This window comes from Ancylobacter polymorphus (assembly GCF_022836935.1).
In the GTDB taxonomy this organism is placed as follows: Bacteria; Pseudomonadota; Alphaproteobacteria; order Rhizobiales; family Xanthobacteraceae; genus Ancylobacter; species Ancylobacter polymorphus_A.
On sequence record NZ_CP083242.1, the window covers coordinates 161,789 to 184,811 of the forward strand.

The window sequence follows — 23,023 nt, forward strand, 5'->3', positions numbered from 1 at the left end:
AAACGATACTTCGCCACTGTCGATACTTAGCTGCAAAGTCGTCGGTCGTGCGGTGACGTTTTCCACATAATCTCACCGCGATCGGACGTTGTGGTGAAGTTGTGATGCATGCTGGGCCAATTGGCCAGGTTCGCGCCTCGCGCAGTTCGCGAGGCGCACCTTTTTGCAAGCCGAACTGCCTTGACCGTCGAGGTTCGCCGGAGGCCACGCACCCAAGCTGGAACTTGCGCTTGGTTGGAGATGGCGCGAGACGGGGACCGAGCCTCGCACAGTCGCGCCTTGAACCTAAGCCTCGAAATGCGGCAAACAACGAATGCGGATGCTCCGACCCCGTCGTTCCACGGCCCCGATTCGTGTGAGGCGAGCCAGTTCCTTGGTGACGGCCTCACGCTGGGTGGCGATACGGAGCGCTAACTCTTCGTGGGTCGGCATGGAGTTGATGACAAGACTGCCATCAGACTCGGTCGCAGCCATCCGCAGTAGCTCTGCTCTCAGGCGCTCCCGCATCGGCAGGCTGACGTGATCGACTAACCGCTCATTGATTCGGCATAACCGTCGACACATCGCACGCGTCACGCACACCGCGAAGTCCGGATGCGTCATCAGAGCAGTTACAAAACGCCGTGGATCAATCGCCCACGCCTGGGATTCTTCGGTCGTTCGGACGAGCAACGAAAGCCCTTCATTTCCGAAGGCACCAGATTCGCCGACAATTTCTCCTGGCTGCAAATCCGTAACGAATACGTCTATCCCTTTTGATGTTGAAGCATATACGGTCATGCGACCCGTAATGAGGATCAGGACCGAGCCGCCCAAAACGTCGGTTTCATCGAGATTGCGAGCCTTGGGTATCGTGAGGCGTTTTGCGGAGAAGTCCGCGGGACGCTTTTCGAGGATTTCAAGCAGTGCCGAGTGCTCTCGCCCTCTCGGGTGAGGCGAGGTTGCGTAATGATGATCCATGTTCAAGCCGTGTTGCCGCTGCTTAAAGCGTCGCTAAGGACCCCTCGCCCTTGCGTGCGCTGCAGCCAAGATTGCTCACCTGCGAGCGAACCCATGAAGACGTATGGCGCCGCGATAGGTTAACGGCAGCCGACATCCGCGTGTGGTTAACGCCTGCGCCCGATTCAAAGATCAGGCGATTCGCGGTGGCCGATCCAGGCGTCCACAACGACGTCCGTCCAAAACCTCATCGCGGAGGGACGGCGCTGGACGGGCAACACTATTTGCTGCCACCGCGCCTACCAAGAGGCGCGGCATGATTAAAAAGCACGTTCCAACTGAACACTCAGACGGCACTCGGTCGTGATCCGAAGATGAACCACATTGATGGGAAGGAGCATCGATACAGCCCCCGCGGTCTACGGCATAAGTTACATATGAAGTTTGGTGAGCAGCCTTGGAACCAGTCGGGGCCGCATCACCGCTATGCGCAGCCATGCCGACAATTACCAACACAGCACAGAAAAGCACGCGAATCGCGCGAGCCATCGTTTGCTCAAAATTGCACGACCTCATCGTGACCATGCGTACACTCACTGATTCTGATGCCATTATCCGCCGGATTGAGGCGCGAAGGAGACGTCACCGTAAGATCCGAAATCGATCGTTCGACGATGGCAGTTTCGGCCCCTAGTTGGCGTCCACAGGAAGGGTTAGCTCCTCCCTGCGGGCATAGTGCGTATTGAATGGCCAAAGCGAGCCTTCTCATTGGTTGATTATCATCCGGCCTTCAGCGCCCGGCTACGCGATGATGGTGGCCAGCGAGGGTCTGTTGTTCAGTCTTCACTTCGAACCGGGAACGTCGGCCTCGTGGCGTCGCTTGAACAACCAGGGCGCAGTGACCGAGACGCGTGCCGAGGAAGAGGTAGTTCACGCATCGGCTCCTCAGAGCCTGACCGAGAAAGCGGTGAGTGATTTCAGTCCTTTGTGTTTTCGTCGAATTTGGGAAGTTTCGATGGAGATCACGATGGCCTGGACTAAAACCGCGTGGGCGTATTATCCGCGCGAGGGCTTGCACAACACAAGCGACCTGAGGGATTGCGAATTGGGGGCTGCTGAGCGCCTTGCTCCCCGAGCGTTCGCGGCTGAGTCGGCCACGCAAGGTCGAGTTGCGGGCTGTCGTGAACGCGATCCTCTACATTCTGGAAACAGGGTGTCAGTGGCGCGCCTTGCCGAGGGGTGTGCTGCCACTCTCGACCGTAGAGCTATTTTTGTCGCTGGCGCGAAGTAAGACCGTATGTCCGCTGAGCCGGATTGGCTCGCCCTACACTGCGCCTTCGAGGGTTGCTCGGAGCGGCCGAGCCGATCCTTTGGGCAGGAGGGCGAGCCGTGGAGCAGCATACAGAAGTTTACGTCGGGATTGATGTCGCAAAACTCCGCAACGCGATAGCCGTGGCAGATTGTTATTCGGCGTGCAAGTTTGGCTCTGACTCACTTTTGATGGAGTTGAGCGTCTGGCTGGCGTTGGTTTACTTGGAGAATCAATGCCATGGGTCAGCATTTACGGGTCTCGGAGCTGGTGCCGCGCGGGTTTGCTGTCGATGAAGTGGTCGACGCGGATTCCGGTATCCGGATCTACCTGCGTGCCTCCAGAGCAAGCAGTTGTTGCCCGGGATGCGGGGCAGCCTCGATGCGCGTTCACAGCCGCTATGCCCGGCAGCTGGCGGATCTGCCACTTTCTGGCAGGCCGGTTCGCCTTATTCTTCAGGCGCGGCGCTTTCATTGCGATGGGGTTCTCTGCTCCCGCCGCATCTTCACGGAGCGCTTCGACAACGGGGCGCTGCTGCCATGGTCCCGGCGCACATCCCGGCTCGATCAGATTATCCACCATCTCGGTCTCGCCTTGGGCGGCCGGCCTGCGGCGCGCTTTGCGCGACGGCTGATGCTGCCGGCTAGCAACGACACGCTGCTCCGGGTGATCCGACGACAAGGCCGCCCGCCTTTCATTCCGCCTGCCGTGGTCGGGATTGACGACTGGGCTTGGCGACGCAATCAGCGCTATGGAACATTGATCTGCGATCTGGAGAGACGCCAGACCATAGCCCTGTTGCCCGACCGGGAGCCGGCAACGGCACAGGCATGGCTTACGGCCCAACCGCAGATCACCATTGTCGCCCGGGACCGGGGTGGCGGCTATGCCCTGGCCGCAGCCAAGGCTCTTCCAACGGCGACACAGGTCGCCGATCGTTGGCACCTGATGGAGAATGCGAGCCGGGCCTTCGTCGACGCCGTTCGCAAATCCATGCGCCAGATCCGTGCCGCCGTCGGCACATCCACCATCAATCCGGATCTGCTGACCGCTGCCGAACGCATCCAATATGAAGGATATCTGCACCGTGAGGAGACCAACGGGGTCATTCTCGAACTCGCAAGGGCTGGGGTGACGATCAAGGATATCGTTCGCCGCACCGGGTACAGCCGTGGTCTGGTCCGGCGCGTCTTGCGCGGGCAGCGCTCGGATGTCTTCCGCACCCGTGAGAGCTCTCTCGAGCTGTTCCTGCCCTGGCTCGACGCGCAATGGGCGGCTGGACATCGGAACGGTGCGGAGCTCTGGCGCCGGCTCGGACTGCAAGGTTTCCGCGGCAGCCTTAGGGTCGTCACGGAATGGGCCACGCGCCGCCGGCGAGCCGAGGCGGTCGAGGGCGGCGCCCTGAACCGCACGCCATCGGCGCGAACCCTTGCACGATTGATGACCGTGGCTCGCGACCAACTGTCCAGATCCGAAACCGTGTTGATCGCGGCGATCGAGAGCGGCGTACCCTCGCTTGTCGAGGCCCGCGAGATCATCGCTGCCTTCCAGGCCATGATCCGTAAGAAGGCTCTTCCCGCTCTCGGCCCCTGGCTGGAACGTGCAGACTCAAGCCTCGTGGCGGCGTTCGGCCGCGGCGTAAGAAAGGATCACGCTGCCGTCGCCGCGGCCATCACGTCTTCCTGGTCCAATGGCCAGACCGAGGGCCAGATCACCAAGCTCAAGCTGGTGAAGCGCCAAATGTATGGACGCGGAAGCTCGATCTCCTGGAGGCGCGCCTCGTCGCTCCAGCATAAGGGACACCACCAAATATGCGTCAGAGCCAATATTGGACGCCGATTAGGGGTCAATATTCCGCGCCGTTTGACACTCTCGCACAAACGGTTCCCACCGATGGACAAGTGACCAAGATCGATCAGGCCCAAAACAAGGTCACGCTCAAACACGGGCCGATCAAGAATCTGGACATGGATGGCATGACGATGGTGTTCGTGGTCGGCGATCCGGCCCAGCTGAAATCAATAAAGGTCGGCGACAAAGTGAAGTTCGAAGCCGATCGGGTCGACGGTCGCCTCACCGTGACAAAGATACAAAAAGCGAAATGAACCACGCTCCGCGCAGGGAGGCCGTAAGCCAGCCTCCCTGCGACGGAGATCGAGCAAAACGGTAGCAACATCCGCGCACGCAAGGAGATCTGAGCGAGCACGACCAGTACATTCCAACCATAGAGAGAGCGAGGCTTGAATGGCCGACCGCTTTGAACAAACCTTAGAATTCATCGATGCAATAGAACGAGCTCAATCCACCGAGGATGTGGAGCGATGCCTCCTCGCATTTGCGGCAGGATTTGGTTTCACGTCCGTCTTCGGCGGGATCGTTCCGCTCAAGCCGATACCGCTGTCGGAAATCCCTTCCCGCATCATGTTTCAGGCGGTCCCCGAAGCCTGGGCCGAGCGCTACAACACCCGCGGCTACGTGTTCCGTGATCCTGTCGTCGGCCATCTGCTTCACCAACGCACGCCCTTCACTTGGAACGATGCCTATCAGGCATCCTCTCATTCAAACGACGTCCATGTTATTGGTGGAGAGGCCTCAGAATTCGGACTGCGAGACGGTTACGTCGTTCCCATTTATACGCTTGAAGGCAGTCTCGCAGCCATCTCCTTCGGAGGTCCAACAAAGGTGGCCGACGTGGCCGAGCTCGCTTCCTTGAACTTTGCAGCGAGCTATACACTTGGAAGCCACCTTCATCGCCAGGCCGCACGCACGCGGCGACCGAATACGCTGACGCCACGCGAGTATGACTGCTTGCTGTGGGCGGGCGAAGGAAAGACCGATTGGGAGATTTCGATCATCCTGGGAATCTCCCGGTCGACCGTACTCAAGCACGTCGCATCCGCTCGCGAGAAGCTTGGGGCCGTCAACAAGGCGCATGCGATTGCCACGGCGCTGCGCATCAAGCTCATCGGCTAGCATGGCGGCAGCGCCTGTCGCACTGCTCGTCTCGCTTGATCCGCCGTGGTCGCATACGAGCGCAGCAGCGGCGTCACTTTTCGGTTTCTCCAAAAGATTGATTGAGAGAACGCAGAGTTTCAAACGCTTCTTGCACCTTCGGCCCCGGCGCCGTTCTCAACACATCGACCATCATGCCGAACTCGTCGCGTTGGTCGGCCACCGCCGCAGCCAATATCTCACGAATGTCACAGTTCTCGCCCGCCGGCGCGGGCGGCTGAGCTCCGAGAGATAGTGCTTTGCGTTTTGGCTCTGCCGGAGAGGTCGGAGCGCGGCGCGGTGTCAGGAGTAAGGTCGGACCAGCATCCGGCGGTGTCGGCTTTGCCTTGGACGCGGGTTTCGATGGTGTACGCCGCGACGTCGGCTTTGGCTTTTGCACGCGCGCCGGTTCTTCGGATGCGGCTTCGCCGTTGTCTTGGGCTGGTTCCGGAGCTGGATTGATTGCTCCCTGCAACGCCTCGTCGTGCCAAGCCCGCAATCGTGGCAAAGTCGGCGGAGAGCTCTTGGCGCGTTCGAGGTAACTCCTATACGGCTTGTCCAGGTAGTGTCGGATCTTTGTGAGTTCGAAGGACGGCGAGTTCTTGACCATCAAGATCGAGAGTCGTGGGGACATCTCCCGCAATTCGAGCGGGCTGCGCAGCGGCCGCGGGGTGTAATGCGGCGCCCAGACCCGCGGCGCAAAAATGCCCTGCCCCGGCCGTTGGATCGGCGTCTTATACACCTGTGTGGTCTCGCCCAACATCTCTGAAACGAATTCGGAGGTATCGAGATCGTTGATCTGGATGAACAGCTTGATCTGAGAGCCGGACACCGTGGTGATGCGGGTGTTCCTGCCATAGAGCTCGTCCAACTGCGCGAGGTCCTGCATCACGATCGCCATCCGGAAGCCGTATCCGGCGCTGATCGTGATCTTGGAGATCAGCGAGTCCATGCGGCCGACGTGATAGAATTCATCGAGCATCAGGAGAACCTGATGGGGTTCGTCGTCGCCGGGAATCCTGACCATCAGGAGGTCGTGGATTTGCTGGAATAGGATACGGATGAGCGGCCGGAAGATGGAAAGCTCGGCGATCGTACACCCGATGAAGATGGTCATCGGCGTGCGCCTGAGCTCCCGGATGTCGAAGTCCGAAGTTTCCGTCGCGGCCGAGATGAGACCGTTGTTCCAAAGACTCATCGCCATGTTGACGTTGAATACCGCGCTGTTGCGCGTCTCCGGCTCGAGGGCGATGTACTGGTTGAAGCTGTCCACCACCCAGGTCGGCAGATGCTGCCGCTCGGTCTTGACGATGGCCCGCAACACGGTCGAGATATCCTTGCCGGTGGTCGTCATCCGGGCCACGGTGCGCATATGCTGAGCGCCCTCGATGAGCGGCGAGGAGAGCACATACCCGATCAGCGCGGAGAGCAGCAGTCGGCCAGCACCGGCCCAGGTATCGTCGGCCTTCTCCGGAATGACGAAGGAGGCCACCACGAGGCAGTCGGTGGCCATCCGCTCGTCGCGGCGCACGAAATCAAGCGGATTGTAGCGATGTGTGTCGTTCGAGCCGGGCGAGAACATGAAGACCTTGTTGCCCATCGCCGTGCGATGGTTGGCGAGGGCCTCGAAGTTCTCGCGCTTGGGGTCGAAGAAGACCGCCGAGCCTTGCCACAAATAGCCGTTGGGCAGGACGAAGCCCGTTCCTTTTCCGGACCGCGATGGTCCGACCACGAGGATATGCGCAGGTTCGTCGGACCGGATGGTGACGCCACTGAGCAATCCGAGCACGATTCCCCGCTTGGCGGTCAGACCCTGCCTTGCGGCTTCCATCAGGTGGCCGAAGCGGGCGGCCCCATAGGGCATCTGTTTGCGATTGATGAAAGTGAAGAGTGCCCCCCCAAGACCTAATGCGACGACCGCGGCGGCGGCATAGCCGGCCCGGATGAGCGCCTCAGTCCGCGTCGGAGGATAGAGCAGCCTGTCGTAGAATTGGCGCCAGGCGACGAGAAAGAAGTCGGCCGAACGGTCGGCATTTTGCATCGCGAATAAGGCCCACCGGCTTACGCCCTCGCTTGGGAACCGCTGTGGCGCCCAGCGGAGCGCGACCACCACCTCGTACGCCAGGCTCCACAACAACCAGAACGCCAGAAGGACGAGGAGCCCGATGCCGATCCGGAATGCGACGATGCGGCTCATCCGTCACGCCCCGTCGCCTGTTCACGCCGCCAGTCTGGCATCCGCGAGAAATAGATCTCCGATGTACCGCGCCAGCCGCCGACCTTGGTCTGCTGAACGACGATCGGAAGGACGGACTTGATGTAGGCGATGATCTCGTCGCGGCGCAGGCCAAGGCCTGCCTGCATGACCATCAGCGCTAGCTGTTCAAAGGCGCCGGCCGAGCTGTCGGCATGGACCGTGGTAATGCTGCCGGGATGTCCGGTGTTGATCGCTCTTAGAAACGAATAGGCCTCGGCGCCGCGGATCTCGCCGAGGAAAATGCGGTCAGGACGCAGCCGCATCGAGGCCTGCAGGAGCGTTTCGACGGTAACGCGCGCTTCGCCCTGGTCCCCCTTCGAGGCCACCAGGGGAAGATAGTTCTTCTGGATCGGATTGACCTCGCGCGTGTCCTCGATCGTGATGATGCGCTCGTCCGCCGGCACTTCCTTGAGGATCGCGTTCAGGAACGTCGTCTTTCCGGAGCTTGTCCCTCCCGAAAGGAGGATCGAATATCGACTGACAACGGCCAGCTTTATGAAGTCCTCGATGCGACTGGCGTCGAGATGTTCGCACAAGCGGCGATCGACGTCGGACAAGGCCCCCTCTTCCGCCATCGCGACCTTGTCGAAGGATCCCATGCGGCGATAGTCGTCGAGCCGCATCTCCTTGATGACCTGCTTGCGGATGGCAAAGGCGCCTCCCGAGGTCGTGGCGGGTGGAATAACGCCCTGAAAGCGCTCGCCAGTCGGTAATGCTGCGGACAGGAGCGGATGCTCTTCATTGATGCTTTGCCCGGAATGACCCGCGACACGCTCGGCCAGGTGGCGGATCGCGTGCTCGGTCAACGCCGGCACGTCGTAACGCTCCATCGCCGACTGTCCGAACCGTTCGATCCAGACTTCGCCCGGCCCGTTGGCACAGATCTCTACGACCTGGTCGTCCTCGAGCCAAGGCCGGATCGGCTCCAGTGCACGATCAATGAAGACCGTCAGGCTTCGCGCCACTACGCTCACGCTTCAGCTCCCTGAGGGCTTCCCTGACCGGATCCGGATACAGCGCCGAGAAATCGAGATCGCGCCGCACGAACACGATGATGCGCGTGCCCTGGTCGAGGTAGATGGTCGGTGGAATGTTGATGGAGTTGCGCAAGGCCTCCTGGGCAATGTTGGTCAAGGTCTGAGAGATGTTCTGCGCGGCGATCTGACGGGCCTGCAACGAAAGCTGGTTCTGGTTCACACCAGTTTGGGTTTGCGTCACCACGCCCGTCACGGGATCGGTGGTGGTGATGACCGTGCCGTTGCCATAGCCGTCGGTGTTTTGCCCATAGGCGCTGAGGAACTGGGCTCCGCCGCCGACCAGCGACAACACGATCGCCGAGCCGAAGCGCTCGAGATAGTGATTGTCGACGAAACCAGCGTTGCCGGCCCGGCCGAGCTCGTCCGCGCCATTCGAGCCGAGTTGGACCGAGACGCCATCGGACCGCAGCATCCGGGTCCATACGATGAAGACGCGGGTCTGGCCCTGGGCGATGCCGGAGCGATACTCGCCGATTAAGCGGCTGCCGGAGGGGATAAGCACCCGCCGGCCGTCGAACGACCAGACGTTCTCGGTCACCACGGCGCGCACCATGCCGGGTAGGTCGCTTTGTACGGCCGTTTCCAGAACCCCGCGGATCAGTGTGCCTTGGGCCACGAGCGCGTCAATGCGGTTGTTCTTTGTGGCGCGGGCCACCTCGACGCCCGCAGCAGAGACGGAGGCAAGAAAACGCCGATTGGGATCGTCCTCGTTGCCTGCCACGCCACGGGGCCCCTCCTCGCCGTTGGCAGCGGCGGCCGCCGAGGCGTTGTCTGCGATGACCTGCGGCGCTCGCAGCCGCTCCCAACGCCGCCGTTCCTCCTCCTGACGTTGCCGCTCGAGCTCCGCGAGCCGCCTCGCCTCGTCGTCGTTGGGCGGCGCCGCCGCAAGGGGCGGTTCCGGCGCCGGCGGGGGAGGCAAGGCGAGCGGCGGTGCGACTGGAGGTGCGGGTGGTGTGGCTTCGGGGGGCGCCGACGGCACGACGATCGTGCCTTGGTCGGTTTGCGGGCGGGGCGTCGAAAGCGACGGCGCGGGAAACTGCGTGGTGGTGAATTCTTCTTTGTCCGGCGTCGTCAACGTGGGGGTCCGGCGGGCCAGCGATCCGTAGATAAGCCAGGCGGCGATCGCCAGCGCCCCAAGCGGTATGGCGATCTTCAAGAAGCCGCCGAGAGCGGTTCGCCCCCGGGCGACAGAGCTGGCGGCGGCCGCCTCGAGCTCCAGTGAACGATAATCGTCGGCCGTCGGCATGCGCGCTCAACCTCCCGAAGCGATGGCCGCGCCGACGCGTTGCGGCGCATAAGGCTCGAGGCCTGTCGGCTCATGCACATTGGTCAGGCGGCGGTTGAAGATGCAGGTCGATTCCTGGCCGTTGCGCAGGGTCCATTGCGCGGAGACCTTGTCGACGACGACATAGGGTCCCTCTGTCCGGAAATTGACGAGGCTTTCATTGCGATCAGCGTCGACGATGTAGATCGCCGGCGTTTCACCTTCGAACCGAAACCAGGTCTTGGTTCCGTCGTCGAAGACGGCGATCGGCTTGTTGGTCGATGATCCCTTGTAGCCGTAGTTGCTGTTCGCGTTCGCGATGTTGAGTGCTTTCAAGTTCGGATTGGCCGCGCGCTCCTTGGCTTCGGCGAGGAGGCGGGCACTAGCCTCGTCATCCGGAAAACGGAAGCGCACGGCGTAGATCTGACTCGAGGGTGGGCGCGCATTCGAACGCAGCAGGAAGGAGTAGACCCGCTTGTCGGTGACGACGTTGAGATTGGATTGCGCGTTCTTCTCCACAGGCTTGATGAAGATGATGTCGCCTTTGCGGTTCGGCTCGACACGCCAGGCAATGGAATCGCCGAGCGCCAACGTCTCGATCTTTTCGTCGGGCTGGAGCTGAATCATCGTTGACGTGCCATACGTAGCGTCGATCGCGGTGACGTTGTCGCGGCTGTAGACGACGTCGCGCACGCGCGGGTCCAGGCGGCCCGGACGTGGTGTCGATTCTGCGAAAGCCAGGCCCGTCGACAGCAAGAGGGTGAGAAGCGCTGAAGCGTACGGTCGCATCATGGCTGCTGTCCCGCCGTGCGCGGAGACGGCGCGGATTCCTGGTCACGCCGATATTCCAGCACCTGGAAGCCGAGCGGATTGTCAAAACGCCATTCGTTGCGCATTGGCACTGACGTGTAGCGAAAGCGGATCAGCGAAACCCAATGTCTGGTCACGATGTTGGTCGCGGACTTCTCGTCGGTCGAGAAGCGGACCAGCGCGGTGCGGTTGTTCGGGAAGGTCACCGACTTGATGGTGACGCTGACCTCGGTGTTGGTCCCATAGATCTTCACCGGGTTGTTGGGATTAGCCGGCGAGTAGATCTCCGTGAGCTCGCGGGCAGCGTCTCCGGCTGCGAGAAGCTGGGCGAGATCGAAATTGTCTTTCAGTGCCTTCGGATCGTAGGTCTCGCGTGCCTTGATGTAGCGGACGACATTGAACATCGTCACCGCCTCGTCCTGCGTCAGGGGTCCCTCCGCCGTCGGCCGCTTGACCTCGACGAACCCCGTGGTTTTGTCGACGACGACCATGTAGGGCTCGTAGGTCTTGAGCGGCACGAGGAGCGCCAGGACAGCCAGCGCGGTGACGGCGACTACAGTCATCACCGTGGCGACGATCCAGGCGAGGGCGCGCGAATTGCGATTGCGCCGGGCGATATCTTGCTCCCAGGTCGCGCCGTCGGCGTAGTAGCGCGGATCCACGCGGTCGGGCTCCGCGGCGGTCTCCGTCATGGCCGCCCTCCCCCGCTCTGCGCCGGCGGTGCGCCGGAGTTGCGGAGCTGGTCAGCAAGCCGACGAAACTCTGCGGATTGCGCCCAGCTCGCAGAGCGGAGGCCGACACGCGCTCTCTGCCGGGAGGCCAATTCTTCGCGCCGTGATAGCGAGGCAGGGTTGAACGGGTTGCGAAGGGCGAGGCGCGCACGGTTGGCGGCCGCTCCCATCCGGTAACCCGAAGCGGTGGCCAGCACCGCGCCCAACCGGGGTGCGAAGATCGGAACGCCGCCAGCGATCGCAGCCGCCATGTTGTTGATCTGGCTCACCAGCAGGATGCCGATGATAGCGAGCAGCACCACCGGCCCGATCGTCGCCCAGGTCGCCGACTTGCTGTTGGCAACGCCATTCAGCGTGTCGATCGATTGCTGGATCAGCGAGACATAGAAGGCGAGAAAGGCATAGACCAGCACCTGCACGAGGAAATACTGCACGAGCGAGCTCATCCAACCGCTGAAGAAACGCGACGTGACGCCGAACAGGAGCAGGATAATGAACAACGGTGCCAGCGCGAGCAGCAGCCACATGAACATCTTCGACAGAACGATCAAGAAGATGGCAAAACCGATCAAGATCGCCATGACCACATAGAACACGGCGGCGAAGATGTAGGGGCCCCAATTGGTGATGCCGGCATTCTGGAGAAATGCCTCCGTCGCGCTATTGGTAGTGTCCCACATATTCTGCAACGCCGACTGAACCGCGTTGACCGAGGTCAGATTCGCCGAAGTACCGGTGTTGTTGGCGGACGTGACCGCGCTGAGGAGCGCGTTGCCGATGGCCGAGGGGCCGTCATTCAAGACCGTATAGACGAAGGTCTGGAATTCGCCCCAGCGCGTCGCCAGGACATAAATCATCACCGCGCGAAACAGCCGGAAGGCGTGATCCGACGGGCCGCCACTGGCCGTGCCCTGCCAGATTCCAACACCCCAGAAGATCACGTATAGCGTCAGAAGCAGGCCGGCGACGCCGGTCGTCCCACCCGATGTAGCCGCGTTCGCGAGGGCCTGATAGGCCGTCGAAACGTAATTCTGGCCCAGCTGATCGACCGATTGCAGCAGCGAGGTGATATTGAAGTTGTTGGCCATCGGACTCCTCAGATCGGCCGCATCGGGCCGCAGGAATCGACGGCATGAATCGCGGCGCGAGCGTATGGCGCTGGGGGAAGTTGCGCATAGGCGAGTGGCGCGCCTCCCTCATCGGGCGAGCACGGCGCTTTCAACGGCTTGTAAGCGCAGCCGCCGACCGCGAGCGCAAGCAGGAGACTGGTCGTGAGAGGGAGGATAATTCTCACCGCGTTGGCGCCTTGGGTTGGGTGAACGTCATGGCCCGTGACGCCGATTCCGCGGCGCCGTCCTGCTTTGGCGTCGTCTCGGCCGCGCTCGTCGCGGCCGGCGTTGGTGCCTTCAGTGCGAAGCGCCCGATGGCAATGCCGACGGCAAGGGCGACAACGGCTATCGCGATGACAATGGTCTTCGTCATCAGGGCCCCCAAATGTTGTGTTGCGCCATCCCGGAGCTTTCACGAGACGCCTCAAAGGCGAGACGCCCCTTACCTTACTGGGTGAACTTCATGGCGCGAGCCGCAGCCGACTCCGCCGCGATGCGATCGAGATTGGCCTGGTTCGCCGCGGCTGCTGCGTTGTTCGCAACACCGTTCAGCTCATTGATCGTCAAACCTGTTTGAACCTGGACCTGGGTGTTCTGATCGATGCTGCCTTTCAGATCCTGCGCCTGGCCGATCTGCTGGCCTCCCTGCTTGAAAGCGCTCGAACGCTGCTGCACCGCGCTCTGTGTCGAATTGATAAGGCCGGAGAGGGTAGCGGCGACGTTCACCGAACTCTTGTAAGCCGTGTCCACGGGATGGCTCTGCCCGCTGGTGAGACCGGTGATCGTCTGTACGAGCTGCAGGCCATTGATCAGCGTCGACACGATGTTCTGCGAATTCGAGCCCATGCCGGCGAAGGACAGCGCCCCGCCCGAGATCACCGATCCGAGGGAGGGCGCCTGCGCCATGGAGAAGCCGCCGCCGAGGGCCATTTGTGCGAGGGTTCCTTGCGCCTGGGACGAGCGATCGCCCGTCACCGCTTGCAGCGTCTTCTGGGTGAACTGCATGATCTGCTGATCGGCGGTCAGGATTTTCTGGGTGCTGGTTGCGATCTCCTGGGCCTTTTGCAGGTTGGCGTTGTCGATGACCGGGACTTGCGCCCACGCTGGCGACAATTGGGCGGTCACGATGACGGCGACGAGGGCAAGGATGGTGTGCATGAAAATCCTCCCTAGCGGGTGTCGTTGTTGATCGCGGCCAGCGCCGCGGCGACGTCGGCGACAGTCAAGCCCCCGGCCGACGCGCCGTTCGCCGGCGTGCTTTGCGCCTGTGCGAGGTAAAAGATGACGTTGCCCTCAGTGTCGACGTAGCGGGCGCTGACGCATCCAGGGTCGGGGTTCGTGCCTGGTGGCGTGGTCGAGCATCCCGTCGGCGTCCGGCAAGGGTCAGTCGGCGAGCCGGTCCCGATCATGCCCACGGGACAGACCGGACCGGAGGCGGGCCGTCCCCCCGTCGCCGCCCGCATGCCCCCGGCCGCCCGGCTCATGTCGCTCGTTCTGGCGAGGTTGAGCGCGTTCAGGGCGGTGACCCAAAGGTTCGTCGAATCAATGACGCCGTTCCAGGCAAGGTTGTTCTGCAGCCGCGCCGCGCTGTTCATGTCCATCGCCGCCATCACGGTCGAGCCCGTGCCGACCTGCTGGCCCGCGACCTGAAACCCAGACTGCGCGGCGCCAAGCGTCGAGCGACTGGCATCGAGACCGGCAACCACATTGCCGCTCGACTGAAACAATGTCTGGCTGTTCAGCGCGCCGCCTTGCGCCCCAGGATCGGGAGCGGCGGGCATGTCCGGCGCATAGGAGCGAATGGCCTGGCTGCCGGCGCCCGCCTGCGGCTTCACGGTCGGATCGGTGACGTTGGCCTTCTTGCCCGTGGTCACCGCGCATTTGACGCCGCTATTGGCGTCCTTGCGCTGCGTCGTCACCGGTACGAGTTTGACCGTCGTGCTGGCTGTCAACGAATGTTGGCTGAGCTGTCCTGCGTCGTCGACCGGGATGGCCGCGTGCGCCTGGGTGGCCAAAGCCGCCGCGGCCGCCGCGAGAATGATCAGGATGGTCTTCATGAAGGGTCTCTCCCCAGGAAGATCGGCAGCCACACCGCTGGATCGTCGCCAACGCGCGCCCGCAGCGCGTCGAGCTCGGCCACGGTCTCGGTACGACCGGACAGCACCTTGATGAGGTCGGGCATGCTCGACAGGTTCAGCCGGGCCACGACGCTGTCCCGGCCGTGCTTGATCAGGAAGGACCGTCTTTCGGGCACGGTGCTGCGAATCCAGTCGACCTCGCGGCCCGAAAGGCGGAAAGCCTGACGATAGCTCTCGTCATCGGCTTTGGGATTCGGAAAGAAGATGTTCGTGCTGGTCTGCTCGATCAGCGTGTTGGACGCGCGTGAGCGGACAATATCGGCCGCAGATTGCGTGCCGAAGCCGATGATGCCGTTCTGCTTGCGGATCGTCTTCAGTTTATCGCGGATGAAGAAGGCAAAGACCTCGTCGTCGAGCAGCCGCCAGCCTTCATCAAGAAAGATCATCACCGGATCGCCCGTGAGCAACTCCTCGGTGCGGTGGAAGATGTACATGAGCGCGGCGGTTCGGATGACAGGATCATCGAGAACCCGCGTCATGTCGAAACCGAAGATGCTCGAAATCGAGAACTGATCCTCATCATTGTTGAACAGCCATCCCCGCTGATCCGGACGCATCCAACTTTCCAAGCGTGCGAGGAGATCCCCCTCCCCCGCCCGGATGCGACCGCGCAGCAACGTCGAAAAAGCCTTCAGCGTCCGCCCGTCCGGCCCGGCTGAAAGCGCCGCTCCGATTGCGTTTCGGATCACCTGCTCCTCGGACGCGCTGAGATCACCGCCCTTGGCCGGGCGCAGCATGAAAGCGAACAGTTGATACAGAAACTCACGGTTCGCAGCCGAGTCGGGCAACGACAGCGGATTGAATCCGGTGGGTTCGCCGGGGACGAGCGCTTCATACTGGCCACCGAGGGCGCGAATGAAGATCTCGGCGCCACGATCCTTGTCGACGAAGACGAGCTTGGGGCGTGGCTCGATGCGTTGCGTCTGCGCCGCGATGAACGACAGGAACACGGTCTTGCCCGACCCGGTCGGCCCAACCACGGTGAAATTGCCGATGTCACGGACGTGATGATTGTAATAGTACGCCGTCTGCGACGTGGTCTCGAAGACCGAGATTGCGGGCCCCCAGTGGTTGCCGTCGGGCCGCCCGCTCGGATAGTTGTGCAGCGAGGCGAAGCCGGCGAAGTTTTTCGACGAGATCACAGCCTTGCGGGCGATATAGGCGAAATTGCCCGGCAGCTGCGACCAGAACGCCGGCTCGCAGTTTAGGTCCTCGCGCACCCAGATCACCGACCGATCGGTCAGTGCGGCGCCGACCGCCGTCACCGCCGCGCCCACCTCGGCGAGATCGCGGCCGAGGCACATCACCGTCATATGGTGCTCGCCATAGATGGCCTCGGACGCCAGCAATTCGTCCCGGGCCTCGTCAAGGTGCTCGGCGACGATCGAACCGGCCTCGTCGGACATATCGACTTGCCGCGACACGCGGTCGATCTGTTTGGCGGCGACCGGTCGATCGACGATGGCGAAGGTCTGGGTGGCTATGAATTCGTGCGGAACCCGCAGGAGATTGTCGAACGAACCGGGACCGCTTTGCGCCGGATATTCCCGGATCGAGATCATCGCGCCGAACCGCGTGTCGTCACGGCTGGCGCCGCGGACCTCGATGGCGTTGCGGCCGAAGAAGAGGCGCTTCGTGGAGAGCGCGTCGGCGAGGTCCATCCGGGGCAGGTGCATCGGCCGCGGCAGGCCGCCGTTCAGGATCTGCACGAGGAATTCCAGCGGCTCGGAGAACCAGATGCCGCCCCGCCGCACGACGCCCAGTTGGCGCGCGCCGTAGGCGGACAGGTTCTCGCGAACGGCGGTCGCCGCGTCTCGCAGCTCGTTGAGGGCGGTCTGAATGGCCACCGACTCGCCCGCCTCATCCTTGCGGCCGAGCGCCTTCGTCATCACGACGTCGAAGGTCCCGGCCTGGCCCTGGAGCGGACGGCGCACTATCGTGAGATAGATGTCGTTCACGAACATCCGGCGCTTCGACAGCGAGGCGTCGTAACGCTCGTCGATCTCGCGGCACAACGCATTGTCAAAGGTCGACGCGATCCGGGGTTGCACCTCGCGCCGGACGATGTGCGCCGCGAGCGCGAAGCGCGAGTTGGCGAGCGTGCGGACGATATCGTTGCGGCCGAGCAGACGGGCGTTGACCTCGCTCATGTCGGATGTCTCGAACGAATAGCCGTCGAGCTTCAGCACCGTGAGAACCAGGCCGTCACGCGTTTTCAGGATATGGTCGTCGACGTGCCGGGTATAGGGAACGTGCGACGCAACCGGCCGCTCGCGGCGGGAGACGGCGCCGAAGGTCAGCTCGTCGAGAAGGGCGCGAGTGACCATGATCGCCTCACGGAGCGTAGCTATCAGCGCCCCAGAAGGAGCGTGCGCGTGGCGGGCATTTTGTCGAGCGGACGAACAGGATCTCGAAGATCCGATCGTCGCGGAGGGTCATCACATAGCCGAACAGATGCAGCGGGATCGCGACCAGCAGCATGAAGAGATTGTGGGTGACTAGGAAGCACACGCTCGAGACCACCCCGTTGAACATGAAATACATGTACGGCACGCCCATCAGCGTCGGCGCTCGGGTGAGCGCCTTGACCAGCGGCGTGATGAGTGGATCGTCGAGCTCGGCTTCCGTCATTGGCCGACCGCCGACTGGAAGAATTGGACGATCTGCGCCGAGCCGAACACCAGGACGATGCCGAAAATGACGCTGCCGGCGATGCCCCAGGTCAGACGACCGGACCAGGCGAACAATCCGCAGGCGATGACGGCAAGCGTCGCCAGCGCGGTGGCGATCGGGCCTGTCAAAGCCTGAACCAACTGCGTCAGCGTCGATTGCACCGGCTGCAGCGTGCCGCCGGACTGTGCAGCGGCGCCAACGGCGCTGAGCGCAAGCAAGCTGAGAGCGAGCGGAGCGCGCGAGATCCAGCGTATCATCAAGTTCTCCCTGTCAATCGACGTGCATGACGAAGCCATCATTCCACTGCCTTCCCGCGCGTTGGCGCCCCGCGTCGGCCCTAGGAGCCATCTCGACGACATCCGGCTGTGCTGACGCGCGCGGGTCGCCGCCAGGAGTCGGCCAGCTGTTGAAGTCGTTGATGACCTGAGCGACGAAGCGCACCGTCTCAGGATAGGGAGGAACGCCGCGACTCTTGGCGACGGCTTCTTCGCCGGCGTTGTAAGCGGCGAGAACAAAGAACAAATTCTTGTATTTGTCCTGGAGGCTGCGCAGGAAGCGAATGCCGCCACGCACGTTATCGGCGGGATCGCAGAGGTCGACTTTGAACCGATCCGCGGTCTGTGGAAGCAACTGCATCAGGCCGAAGGCGCCCTTTTCCGACAGCGCGATCGAGTTGTAGCGGCTTTCGTTTTTCGCCACCGATTGGACGAAGTCGGGCGAGAACTGCTCTTCCGTCGCGATGCGGGCCACCAGAGCTCGCGCTTCGTCTGGCGCCATCGCCTGTGCGTTAGCACATGCGGTGGGCCCAGGCGCGGCGGCATCGAGGCGGAAACGCGAGGGGTCGAGCGGAAGGACCCGGCCGGACGCATCGACGGTCGCGACCCGCGGCAAGGTCGCGGCATCCTGGGCGTTCGCCCCAGCGCAAGCCACCGCCATCCCCAATGCGATTACCGCGATTCGTCTCGCCATGCCTCCAGACCCTCACTTTTCAATAGACAATATATTAGATGTTGTTACGTTGGCAACCGGTTAGTGAGCCACGTCCCCAGCTCCGATCCGGAGGGTTGGATGAACCACTGCTTCGCCCTGCTCGCCCTTGTCGGCCTCGTTCCTGCGGTCGCCCCACCCGCCGTAGCGCAGGACGCCTCGTTCGGCTGCAAGGTGCTGCTCTGTGCGGCGGCCAGCAATCCGAGCTGGTCCGGCATTCCCTATTGCGTCCCGGTCATGCAGGAATTGTTTCGGCGGCTGGCACGCGGCGGCAGTTGGCCGTCCTGTTCTGAAGGGCACGCCAGCAACCCCGGCTATGAGCCCTACGAACCCTGTCCCTCCGGCCTGACGCCCGTCGCGGGATCGGCGGGCAGCGAAACCCCGCCGTCGCCCAACGGAGAGCTGTGCGCAGATCTCTCCAAGCCCGAGCGCACCTGCTCTGGAAGCGATGGCGGCTGTACCACCACATATCCGACGACGCCGCGCCAGCACCGGAAGGAGCCGTATTACGTCGACATCAGCTCGGCCAATGGCGTGCAGCGGTTCTACTTCTCGCTGCAGGGCTACTAGCATGGGCGGGGCATCGCTGTTCGCCGGGATTTTGGCCCTGCCACTCACCGCAACAGTGGTGACGGCTCAACCCGCGTCGTCCTGGTTTCCAGTTCCAGCGGACGCCATCTATCTGACAGGCGACAGCTGGTCGGACGGCGATCGGACCTACCGCCTTTATGGCGTCCAGGCCTGCCTGCGTGGCACGAGCTTCACGAATGGGCATGGCCTCAAGCGTGACTGCGGTGAGGCCTCGCTTGCCATGCTGGTCGCGCTGGTGCGCGATCTGAGACCGCAGTGCTATGATGCGGCCGAGTCGCCGCAACTGCGAACCGTTTTCGTGTTCTGCCTGGCCAGCCCGAACAAAGGGGCTGCAGCGGGTTCGCGCATCGATCTCGGCACCGCTTTGATCTCGACCGGATTTGCGTTCTCGGCATTGAAGCCGGACGGACAACCGGTCCATGCGCCGTACTTCGTGGCCCAACTCGTCGCGCAGCGATCCAAGGTTGGATTGTGGGCTTTTGCCGATGTTCCCGATCCGAACGCGATCATCTTGCGCGCCCTAAGGCAGCCCCTGGCCGCGCCCGGGACCGGGAGGTCCGACGGGAAAGAAGCGACGCCATAGGCATCAACATCCAGCACGAGGAGCGAGCATGCGAACCACAAATCTTTTCATCGTCCGCGGTTTTGTGGGACAGGCGCCGAAGGCGTTCAACAAGGCCGCCAAGGTCAATGTCGCGACCGATCGCGCTTGGACCGATACCAAGGGCGAACGACACGAAGAGACCGACTGGGTGACCGTCACCGTCCTCAATGAAAAGGCTGCGGCCTGGGTCATCGCCAACGTTGCGAAGGGCGATGCCGTCTATGCGGAATGCCGGATCGCCGACGGCTCCTATAAGAAGGACGGCGAGACGGTCTATACCACCGACATCATCGCCAACGTCTTCCACAAGCTCGACCTCGGTGCACGCGACGATGCGGCGGCATGACGGCCTGCTGCTCACGATCGCGCTCCTGGCAGTCGCTATGATGACCGCGGCTGAGGCGCAGTCCGCCGATCGGAAGGACGGCGTCTATGCGCCGCAGGCGCCGCTTCAATCGCGGCCATTGCGGGTCGAAGTCATCGACGGAGTGCGTTTCCGCGATATTGAGACAGACGAAGTCTACCGACTCTACGGCATTGATACCTGCGCGCCCGGCCAAACCGCACGCCTGGGCAGACAGCCCTGGCCGTGCGGGACGATGGCGATCTCGTGGCTCGTTACGGCGACGCTGAATGCCTGGCTCGCCTGCAACACATTGCGGAAGGAGGCATCAGAACACCTGGTGCGTTGCGCCACGGCTGGCCATCCCGACATCGCCGCCGACATGCTCCGGGCCGGTGTTGCCGTGGCGCTTCCCGGCACGGAGCAGGATCCGCCCGTCCGGGTATACATCCGAGCCGAGCAGGATGCGCGGAAAGCCTTTCGCGGGCTTTGGTCGAGCACGTTCCAGATGCCGTGGGAGTGGCGTGCCAACCATCCGACGACGCTGCCACTCGCACGCTCCGAGGCAACGCCATGAGCCGCGCCGCCGTTCTCATCATCCCCGTTCTGCTGCTGTCCTCCTGCGCTGCGCCGCAGCCATGGCCGGTCTCAGACTATGGGCCCCCCGCGCGTGAGCCGCTCTACACGCCCGCCGTCGTCAAGCCCGGCCGTCTCGAATATGCTCCCGACCGTTCGACATTTGCGCCGATTTTGACCGATCGCTTTCCCTACCCGACCCAGCCGGAGGCCAATGCGGCTTATCAGAGGCTCCACGCTGGCGATGCCGCCGACGGCACCCCCTCGTGGGTATGGCTGTTCGGGTGCAAGCCAGGTGCGCTGGACGCGCAAACCGCCCGTGTGACCCGCTACCGCGGTCCCGTCGTTCACTGCGCTACGGATTTTCTGGACACCAGCGGTCGCCGTCTGCGCCGCGAGGCCGTGAATTTCTATTACCACGGCGACGTATGGAACATGCAGCCAATCGACCCGCCGCGCAGCGCGGTGCCCTGGCGCAATCGCGAGCGCTCGCCCACAGATTTCTGGAAGTGGTGGCCGGGGCGCGATCGCTACGAATAGCAGGCAGCACGATGCAGGCGGCAAACCCGTTGAGTCATTATATTAGATGTTATACGCAGCGCGTGTCGCCGGCTATTCGACCCGCTGCCGCTGTTTTCCTGATGATGGAGTTCGCCGGGATGATGAACACTCCAACTTGGGCGCAAACGGTGACGCCGGACCCAGGGACGTGGCGGCCAATGGCCTATGCTGATCTACAGCGGCCCTCACGCGCGACCGCTACCTACACTGATATCTGGAAGGATGCGATCGAACGCAACAATGATGGCTATCGGCAACGCGGCGATCATCGCTTCGCGGGCGGTAACGCGCCCGTCACCGAAGCTCATTTCGTCATCTGGAGCCGCGGTCGTTCCGTTGTCCTAAGTATTCTCAACACGGCGATTGGATGCACGATCAAGACCGCGGTGCCGCAGGCGCGCGCGACGGTGAAGCTCTGCCCCATACGGATCGCGATTTACGAAGGGATTCAAGTCCACACGCTGGACGGCGGTTACGCTTGCTTTCTTGAGCTCGAGCCCGGCGCATCGCCCGATCCTACGGTGTCCGCCGCCTATGCGTCATATGACGTGCCGAAACGAACGCTGAAGACGGGCATGATCGTCAACCATAAGGCTGTCGATGGCTGCTCGCTGGATGTGCCGCTGGGCCGGCGCAATGCTGATTGAGGAGACACAAGGATGCGCTCTCACATGATTTGTCTGCTCGCCGCGGCGGGGCTGCTCGCCGCGGGGGCAGCGGCCGCGGCCGACGTGGCTTTCACCTATAAGACCTCCTACCGGAACGTGAGCCAGGATCCCGACAAGATCTGGACCGGCGATGCGCTGGCAGCCGGTTCTTCCGGCACCGTGACCATTCACGAATATGAACTGCGCACCCCGCGCGGCGACTACTTGATCTCGCAGATATGGAACGACGACTGCGCGTCGGCGACCTGCCCCACGCGCCTCGTGCGCGTGGCTCCGCACCAGCCGCCGGCCATCCTAGTCGACGACATGATGCATCAGATCGTCCCTCCCGATGATCCGCGCTTCGCCGGGCTGTCGAACTCGGGCCCGCAGGCCGCGTTTGCCGAGCATCCCTTTCTCCTTAGCGACGACGGCAAGACGCTGGTCAACGGAGACTTCAAGTTCGAGATCGGGTCGGTGAAGCCATGAGCCGCCCTCGCGCTGTCCAATCGGCTGTCTTCAACGCAGGCGTCGTACTTTGCCTGTCGGCGACGCTGGCGCTCGCGGGAGAATCCGCCGCGAGCCTGACCTCGGCCGGCATTCCGGCGAACTGCGCGAATTTTGCGGCCAAGGTCTCGAGCAGCGAGGGGAATTTCGGATCTATCAACCAGGCGGGTTGCCTTGGGGCGTTCCAGTTCTGTCCGGGCACCTTCGAACGTTATTACAACGGCAATGCTCAAAGCTTTCTCAACGACCCCTCCGCGCAGGTCGCGGCCTGGACCCGATATCAGCAGGATGAGTGGTCAAAGGCGCAGAGCAACGGCATGACCTCGCTGATCGGGCAGCAGGTATGCTACGGCGGTCGCTGCGCCACGGTCGACCAGTCTGCGATCCTCATGGCCTGCCAGTTCGGCTGCGGCCCCCGCGGAAAGCTTGCAAACTATGCCGCGGGCGGCGACTGCAACGCCCGGAACGTCAAGGACGGCAATGGCGTCAGCGTCTGCAGTTATTTGATCCGTGGCGCCGGCTATGATGCCTCCTGTTTCACGGGAGACCAGTCGGCGGTTTGCCAACAAAGCCCGACTGGGCCGGGCGATTTCCCGACCTCCACCGGCATAGCCGCCAACCCGCCGACACCGTCGACAGCTTCAATCATCGTCAGCCCCACCGACGTCTAGATTGCCTGATGATCAATTCATCTCGGACGGATCGCGGATAATGAAGGGCGAGAAGAAGTTAAGCTGATCTTCCGTCGACGCGCACAGATCGCCACCCCGATAATGGGCGTGAACCAGCGCCCAGAAGACGACTTCGTCGGATCTCCCGGCGAATAGCGCCTTCTGAAGCGTGCGCCCGATCAAAGTTACGGCGCGTAGATGGTCGTAACGGGCATGCAGCTCGTGAGCAACGATCTTGGTATCGGCAGTTCGTATCACAAGCACTCCTCCATTTTATC

General features: G+C 62.6%; 26 protein-coding genes and 1 pseudogene. 12 read left to right on the forward strand and 15 right to left on the reverse strand.

The genetic code is table 11. From position 1 onward, the window contains the following. Window positions 1-285 precede the first annotated feature (285 nt). A complete protein-coding gene (locus tag K9D25_RS24130; protein WP_244451358.1) occupies window positions 286-960 on the reverse strand; it encodes a Crp/Fnr family transcriptional regulator in 675 nt (224 codons plus the stop codon). 1,103 nt (window positions 961-2,063) lie between these two features. On the opposite strand from K9D25_RS24130, the gene K9D25_RS25140 reads away from it, so the two are divergent. The 4 genes and pseudogenes from K9D25_RS25140 (at window position 2,064) to K9D25_RS24145 (ending at window position 5,221) form a co-directional block, all read left to right on the forward strand. After that, window positions 2,064-2,363: a transposase gene (locus K9D25_RS25140; protein ID WP_432207979.1), complete on the forward strand. Its 300-nt coding sequence runs from the start codon at window positions 2,064-2,066 to the stop codon at window positions 2,361-2,363. Window positions 2,364-2,488: 125 nt separating this feature from the next. Beyond that, window positions 2,489-4,044, forward strand: a pseudogene (locus K9D25_RS24135) (ISL3 family transposase). Between the two features lie 15 nt (window positions 4,045-4,059). Further along, a complete protein-coding gene (locus K9D25_RS24140; RefSeq protein ID WP_244451359.1) occupies window positions 4,060-4,353 on the forward strand; it encodes a copper-binding protein in 294 nt (97 codons plus the stop codon). Between the two features lie 139 nt (window positions 4,354-4,492). Further along, on the forward strand, window positions 4,493-5,221 hold the full coding sequence (locus tag K9D25_RS24145) for a LuxR family transcriptional regulator (protein ID WP_244451360.1): 729 nt from the start codon (window positions 4,493-4,495) through the stop codon (window positions 5,219-5,221). A 73-nt stretch (window positions 5,222-5,294) separates the two neighbouring features. On the opposite strand, the gene K9D25_RS24150 is transcribed toward K9D25_RS24145, so the two are convergent. From K9D25_RS24150 to K9D25_RS24210, 13 genes are all read right to left on the reverse strand, one after another. After that, a complete protein-coding gene (locus tag K9D25_RS24150) occupies window positions 5,295-7,436 on the reverse strand; it encodes a type IV secretory system conjugative DNA transfer family protein (RefSeq protein WP_244451361.1) in 2,142 nt (713 codons plus the stop codon). Continuing rightward, the gene (gene virB11, locus K9D25_RS24155) at window positions 7,433-8,470 is read right to left on the reverse strand and encodes a P-type DNA transfer ATPase VirB11 (RefSeq protein WP_244451362.1); all 1,038 of its coding nucleotides are present in this window, start codon (window positions 8,468-8,470) and stop codon (window positions 7,433-7,435) included. Before virB11 ends, K9D25_RS24150 begins: the two co-directional genes overlap by 4 nt. Further along, on the reverse strand, window positions 8,433-9,779 hold the full coding sequence (virB10, locus tag K9D25_RS24160) for a type IV secretion system protein VirB10 (protein WP_244451363.1): 1,347 nt from the start codon (window positions 9,777-9,779) through the stop codon (window positions 8,433-8,435). The genes virB11 and virB10 overlap by 38 nt, the downstream gene beginning before the upstream one ends. Window positions 9,780-9,785: 6 nt before the next feature. After that, the gene (virB9, locus tag K9D25_RS24165; protein ID WP_244451364.1) at window positions 9,786-10,589 is read right to left on the reverse strand and encodes a P-type conjugative transfer protein VirB9; all 804 of its coding nucleotides are present in this window, start codon (window positions 10,587-10,589) and stop codon (window positions 9,786-9,788) included. Continuing rightward, window positions 10,586-11,299, reverse strand: a complete 714-nt coding sequence (locus K9D25_RS24170) for a virB8 family protein (RefSeq protein ID WP_244451365.1) — start codon at window positions 11,297-11,299, stop codon at window positions 10,586-10,588. Before K9D25_RS24170 ends, virB9 begins: the two co-directional genes overlap by 4 nt. After that, window positions 11,296-12,426 carry a type IV secretion system protein gene (locus tag K9D25_RS24175; RefSeq protein ID WP_244451366.1) on the reverse strand — a complete coding sequence of 377 codons (1,131 nt, stop codon included), beginning with the start codon at window positions 12,424-12,426 and terminating at the stop codon, window positions 11,296-11,298. The genes K9D25_RS24170 and K9D25_RS24175 overlap by 4 nt, the downstream gene beginning before the upstream one ends. Window positions 12,427-12,628: 202 nt before the next feature. Continuing rightward, a complete protein-coding gene (locus tag K9D25_RS24180) occupies window positions 12,629-12,820 on the reverse strand; it encodes a hypothetical protein (RefSeq protein ID WP_244451367.1) in 192 nt (63 codons plus the stop codon). Between the two features lie 74 nt (window positions 12,821-12,894). Continuing rightward, window positions 12,895-13,605 (reverse strand): type IV secretion system protein, encoded by a 711-nt coding sequence (locus K9D25_RS24185; protein ID WP_244451368.1) that lies wholly within the window; start codon window positions 13,603-13,605, stop codon window positions 12,895-12,897. A gap of 11 nt (window positions 13,606-13,616) precedes the next feature. After that, the gene (locus K9D25_RS24190) at window positions 13,617-14,504 is read right to left on the reverse strand and encodes a hypothetical protein (RefSeq protein WP_244451369.1); all 888 of its coding nucleotides are present in this window, start codon (window positions 14,502-14,504) and stop codon (window positions 13,617-13,619) included. Beyond that, a complete protein-coding gene (locus K9D25_RS24195; protein WP_244451370.1) occupies window positions 14,501-16,912 on the reverse strand; it encodes a VirB4 family type IV secretion system protein in 2,412 nt (803 codons plus the stop codon). Before K9D25_RS24195 ends, K9D25_RS24190 begins: the two co-directional genes overlap by 4 nt. Window positions 16,913-16,919: 7 nt before the next feature. Continuing rightward, window positions 16,920-17,216, reverse strand: a complete 297-nt coding sequence (locus tag K9D25_RS24200; protein WP_034462678.1) for a type IV secretion system protein VirB3 — start codon at window positions 17,214-17,216, stop codon at window positions 16,920-16,922. Beyond that, entirely contained in the window at window positions 17,213-17,515 is a 303-nt protein-coding gene (locus tag K9D25_RS24205) for a TrbC/VirB2 family protein (RefSeq protein ID WP_034462677.1), read from the reverse strand. The genes K9D25_RS24200 and K9D25_RS24205 overlap by 4 nt, the downstream gene beginning before the upstream one ends. 13 nt (window positions 17,516-17,528) lie before the next feature. Further along, a complete protein-coding gene (locus tag K9D25_RS24210; protein ID WP_244451371.1) occupies window positions 17,529-18,227 on the reverse strand; it encodes a lytic transglycosylase domain-containing protein in 699 nt (232 codons plus the stop codon). Window positions 18,228-18,326: 99 nt separating this feature from the next. Here K9D25_RS24210 and K9D25_RS24215 point away from each other — a divergent pair, with 99 nt between their 5' ends. Genes K9D25_RS24215 through K9D25_RS24250 form a run of 8 tightly spaced genes read left to right on the forward strand, consistent with a single transcriptional unit; the run spans window position 18,327 to window position 22,745 of the window. Next, a complete protein-coding gene (locus K9D25_RS24215; protein ID WP_244451372.1) occupies window positions 18,327-18,815 on the forward strand; it encodes a hypothetical protein in 489 nt (162 codons plus the stop codon). Between the two features lies 1 nt (window position 18,816). Then, window positions 18,817-19,419 carry a thermonuclease family protein gene (locus K9D25_RS24220; protein ID WP_034462674.1) on the forward strand — a complete coding sequence of 201 codons (603 nt, stop codon included), beginning with the start codon at window positions 18,817-18,819 and terminating at the stop codon, window positions 19,417-19,419. A gap of 28 nt (window positions 19,420-19,447) precedes the next feature. Then, complete coding sequence (locus K9D25_RS24225; RefSeq protein WP_244451373.1) at window positions 19,448-19,786, forward strand: single-stranded DNA-binding protein; 339 nt, start codon at window positions 19,448-19,450, stop codon at window positions 19,784-19,786. After that, the gene (locus K9D25_RS24230; protein ID WP_244451374.1) at window positions 19,773-20,360 is read left to right on the forward strand and encodes a nuclease; all 588 of its coding nucleotides are present in this window, start codon (window positions 19,773-19,775) and stop codon (window positions 20,358-20,360) included. Before K9D25_RS24225 ends, K9D25_RS24230 begins: the two co-directional genes overlap by 14 nt. Next, window positions 20,357-20,899: a hypothetical protein gene (locus tag K9D25_RS24235; protein WP_244451375.1), complete on the forward strand. Its 543-nt coding sequence runs from the start codon at window positions 20,357-20,359 to the stop codon at window positions 20,897-20,899. Before K9D25_RS24230 ends, K9D25_RS24235 begins: the two co-directional genes overlap by 4 nt. An 11-nt stretch (window positions 20,900-20,910) precedes the next feature. Then, window positions 20,911-21,567: a hypothetical protein gene (locus K9D25_RS24240; RefSeq protein WP_244451376.1), complete on the forward strand. Its 657-nt coding sequence runs from the start codon at window positions 20,911-20,913 to the stop codon at window positions 21,565-21,567. 24 nt (window positions 21,568-21,591) lie between these two features. Continuing rightward, complete coding sequence (locus tag K9D25_RS24245; protein ID WP_244451377.1) at window positions 21,592-22,056, forward strand: hypothetical protein; 465 nt, start codon at window positions 21,592-21,594, stop codon at window positions 22,054-22,056. Next, window positions 22,053-22,745, forward strand: a complete 693-nt coding sequence (locus tag K9D25_RS24250) for a hypothetical protein (RefSeq protein ID WP_034462668.1) — start codon at window positions 22,053-22,055, stop codon at window positions 22,743-22,745. The genes K9D25_RS24245 and K9D25_RS24250 overlap by 4 nt, the downstream gene beginning before the upstream one ends. Before the next feature lie 12 nt (window positions 22,746-22,757). Here the strand turns inward: K9D25_RS24250 and K9D25_RS24255 are convergent, their stop codons facing one another. Further along, complete coding sequence (locus K9D25_RS24255; RefSeq protein WP_244451378.1) at window positions 22,758-23,003, reverse strand: hypothetical protein; 246 nt, start codon at window positions 23,001-23,003, stop codon at window positions 22,758-22,760. Between the last annotated feature and the right edge of the window lie 20 nt (window positions 23,004-23,023).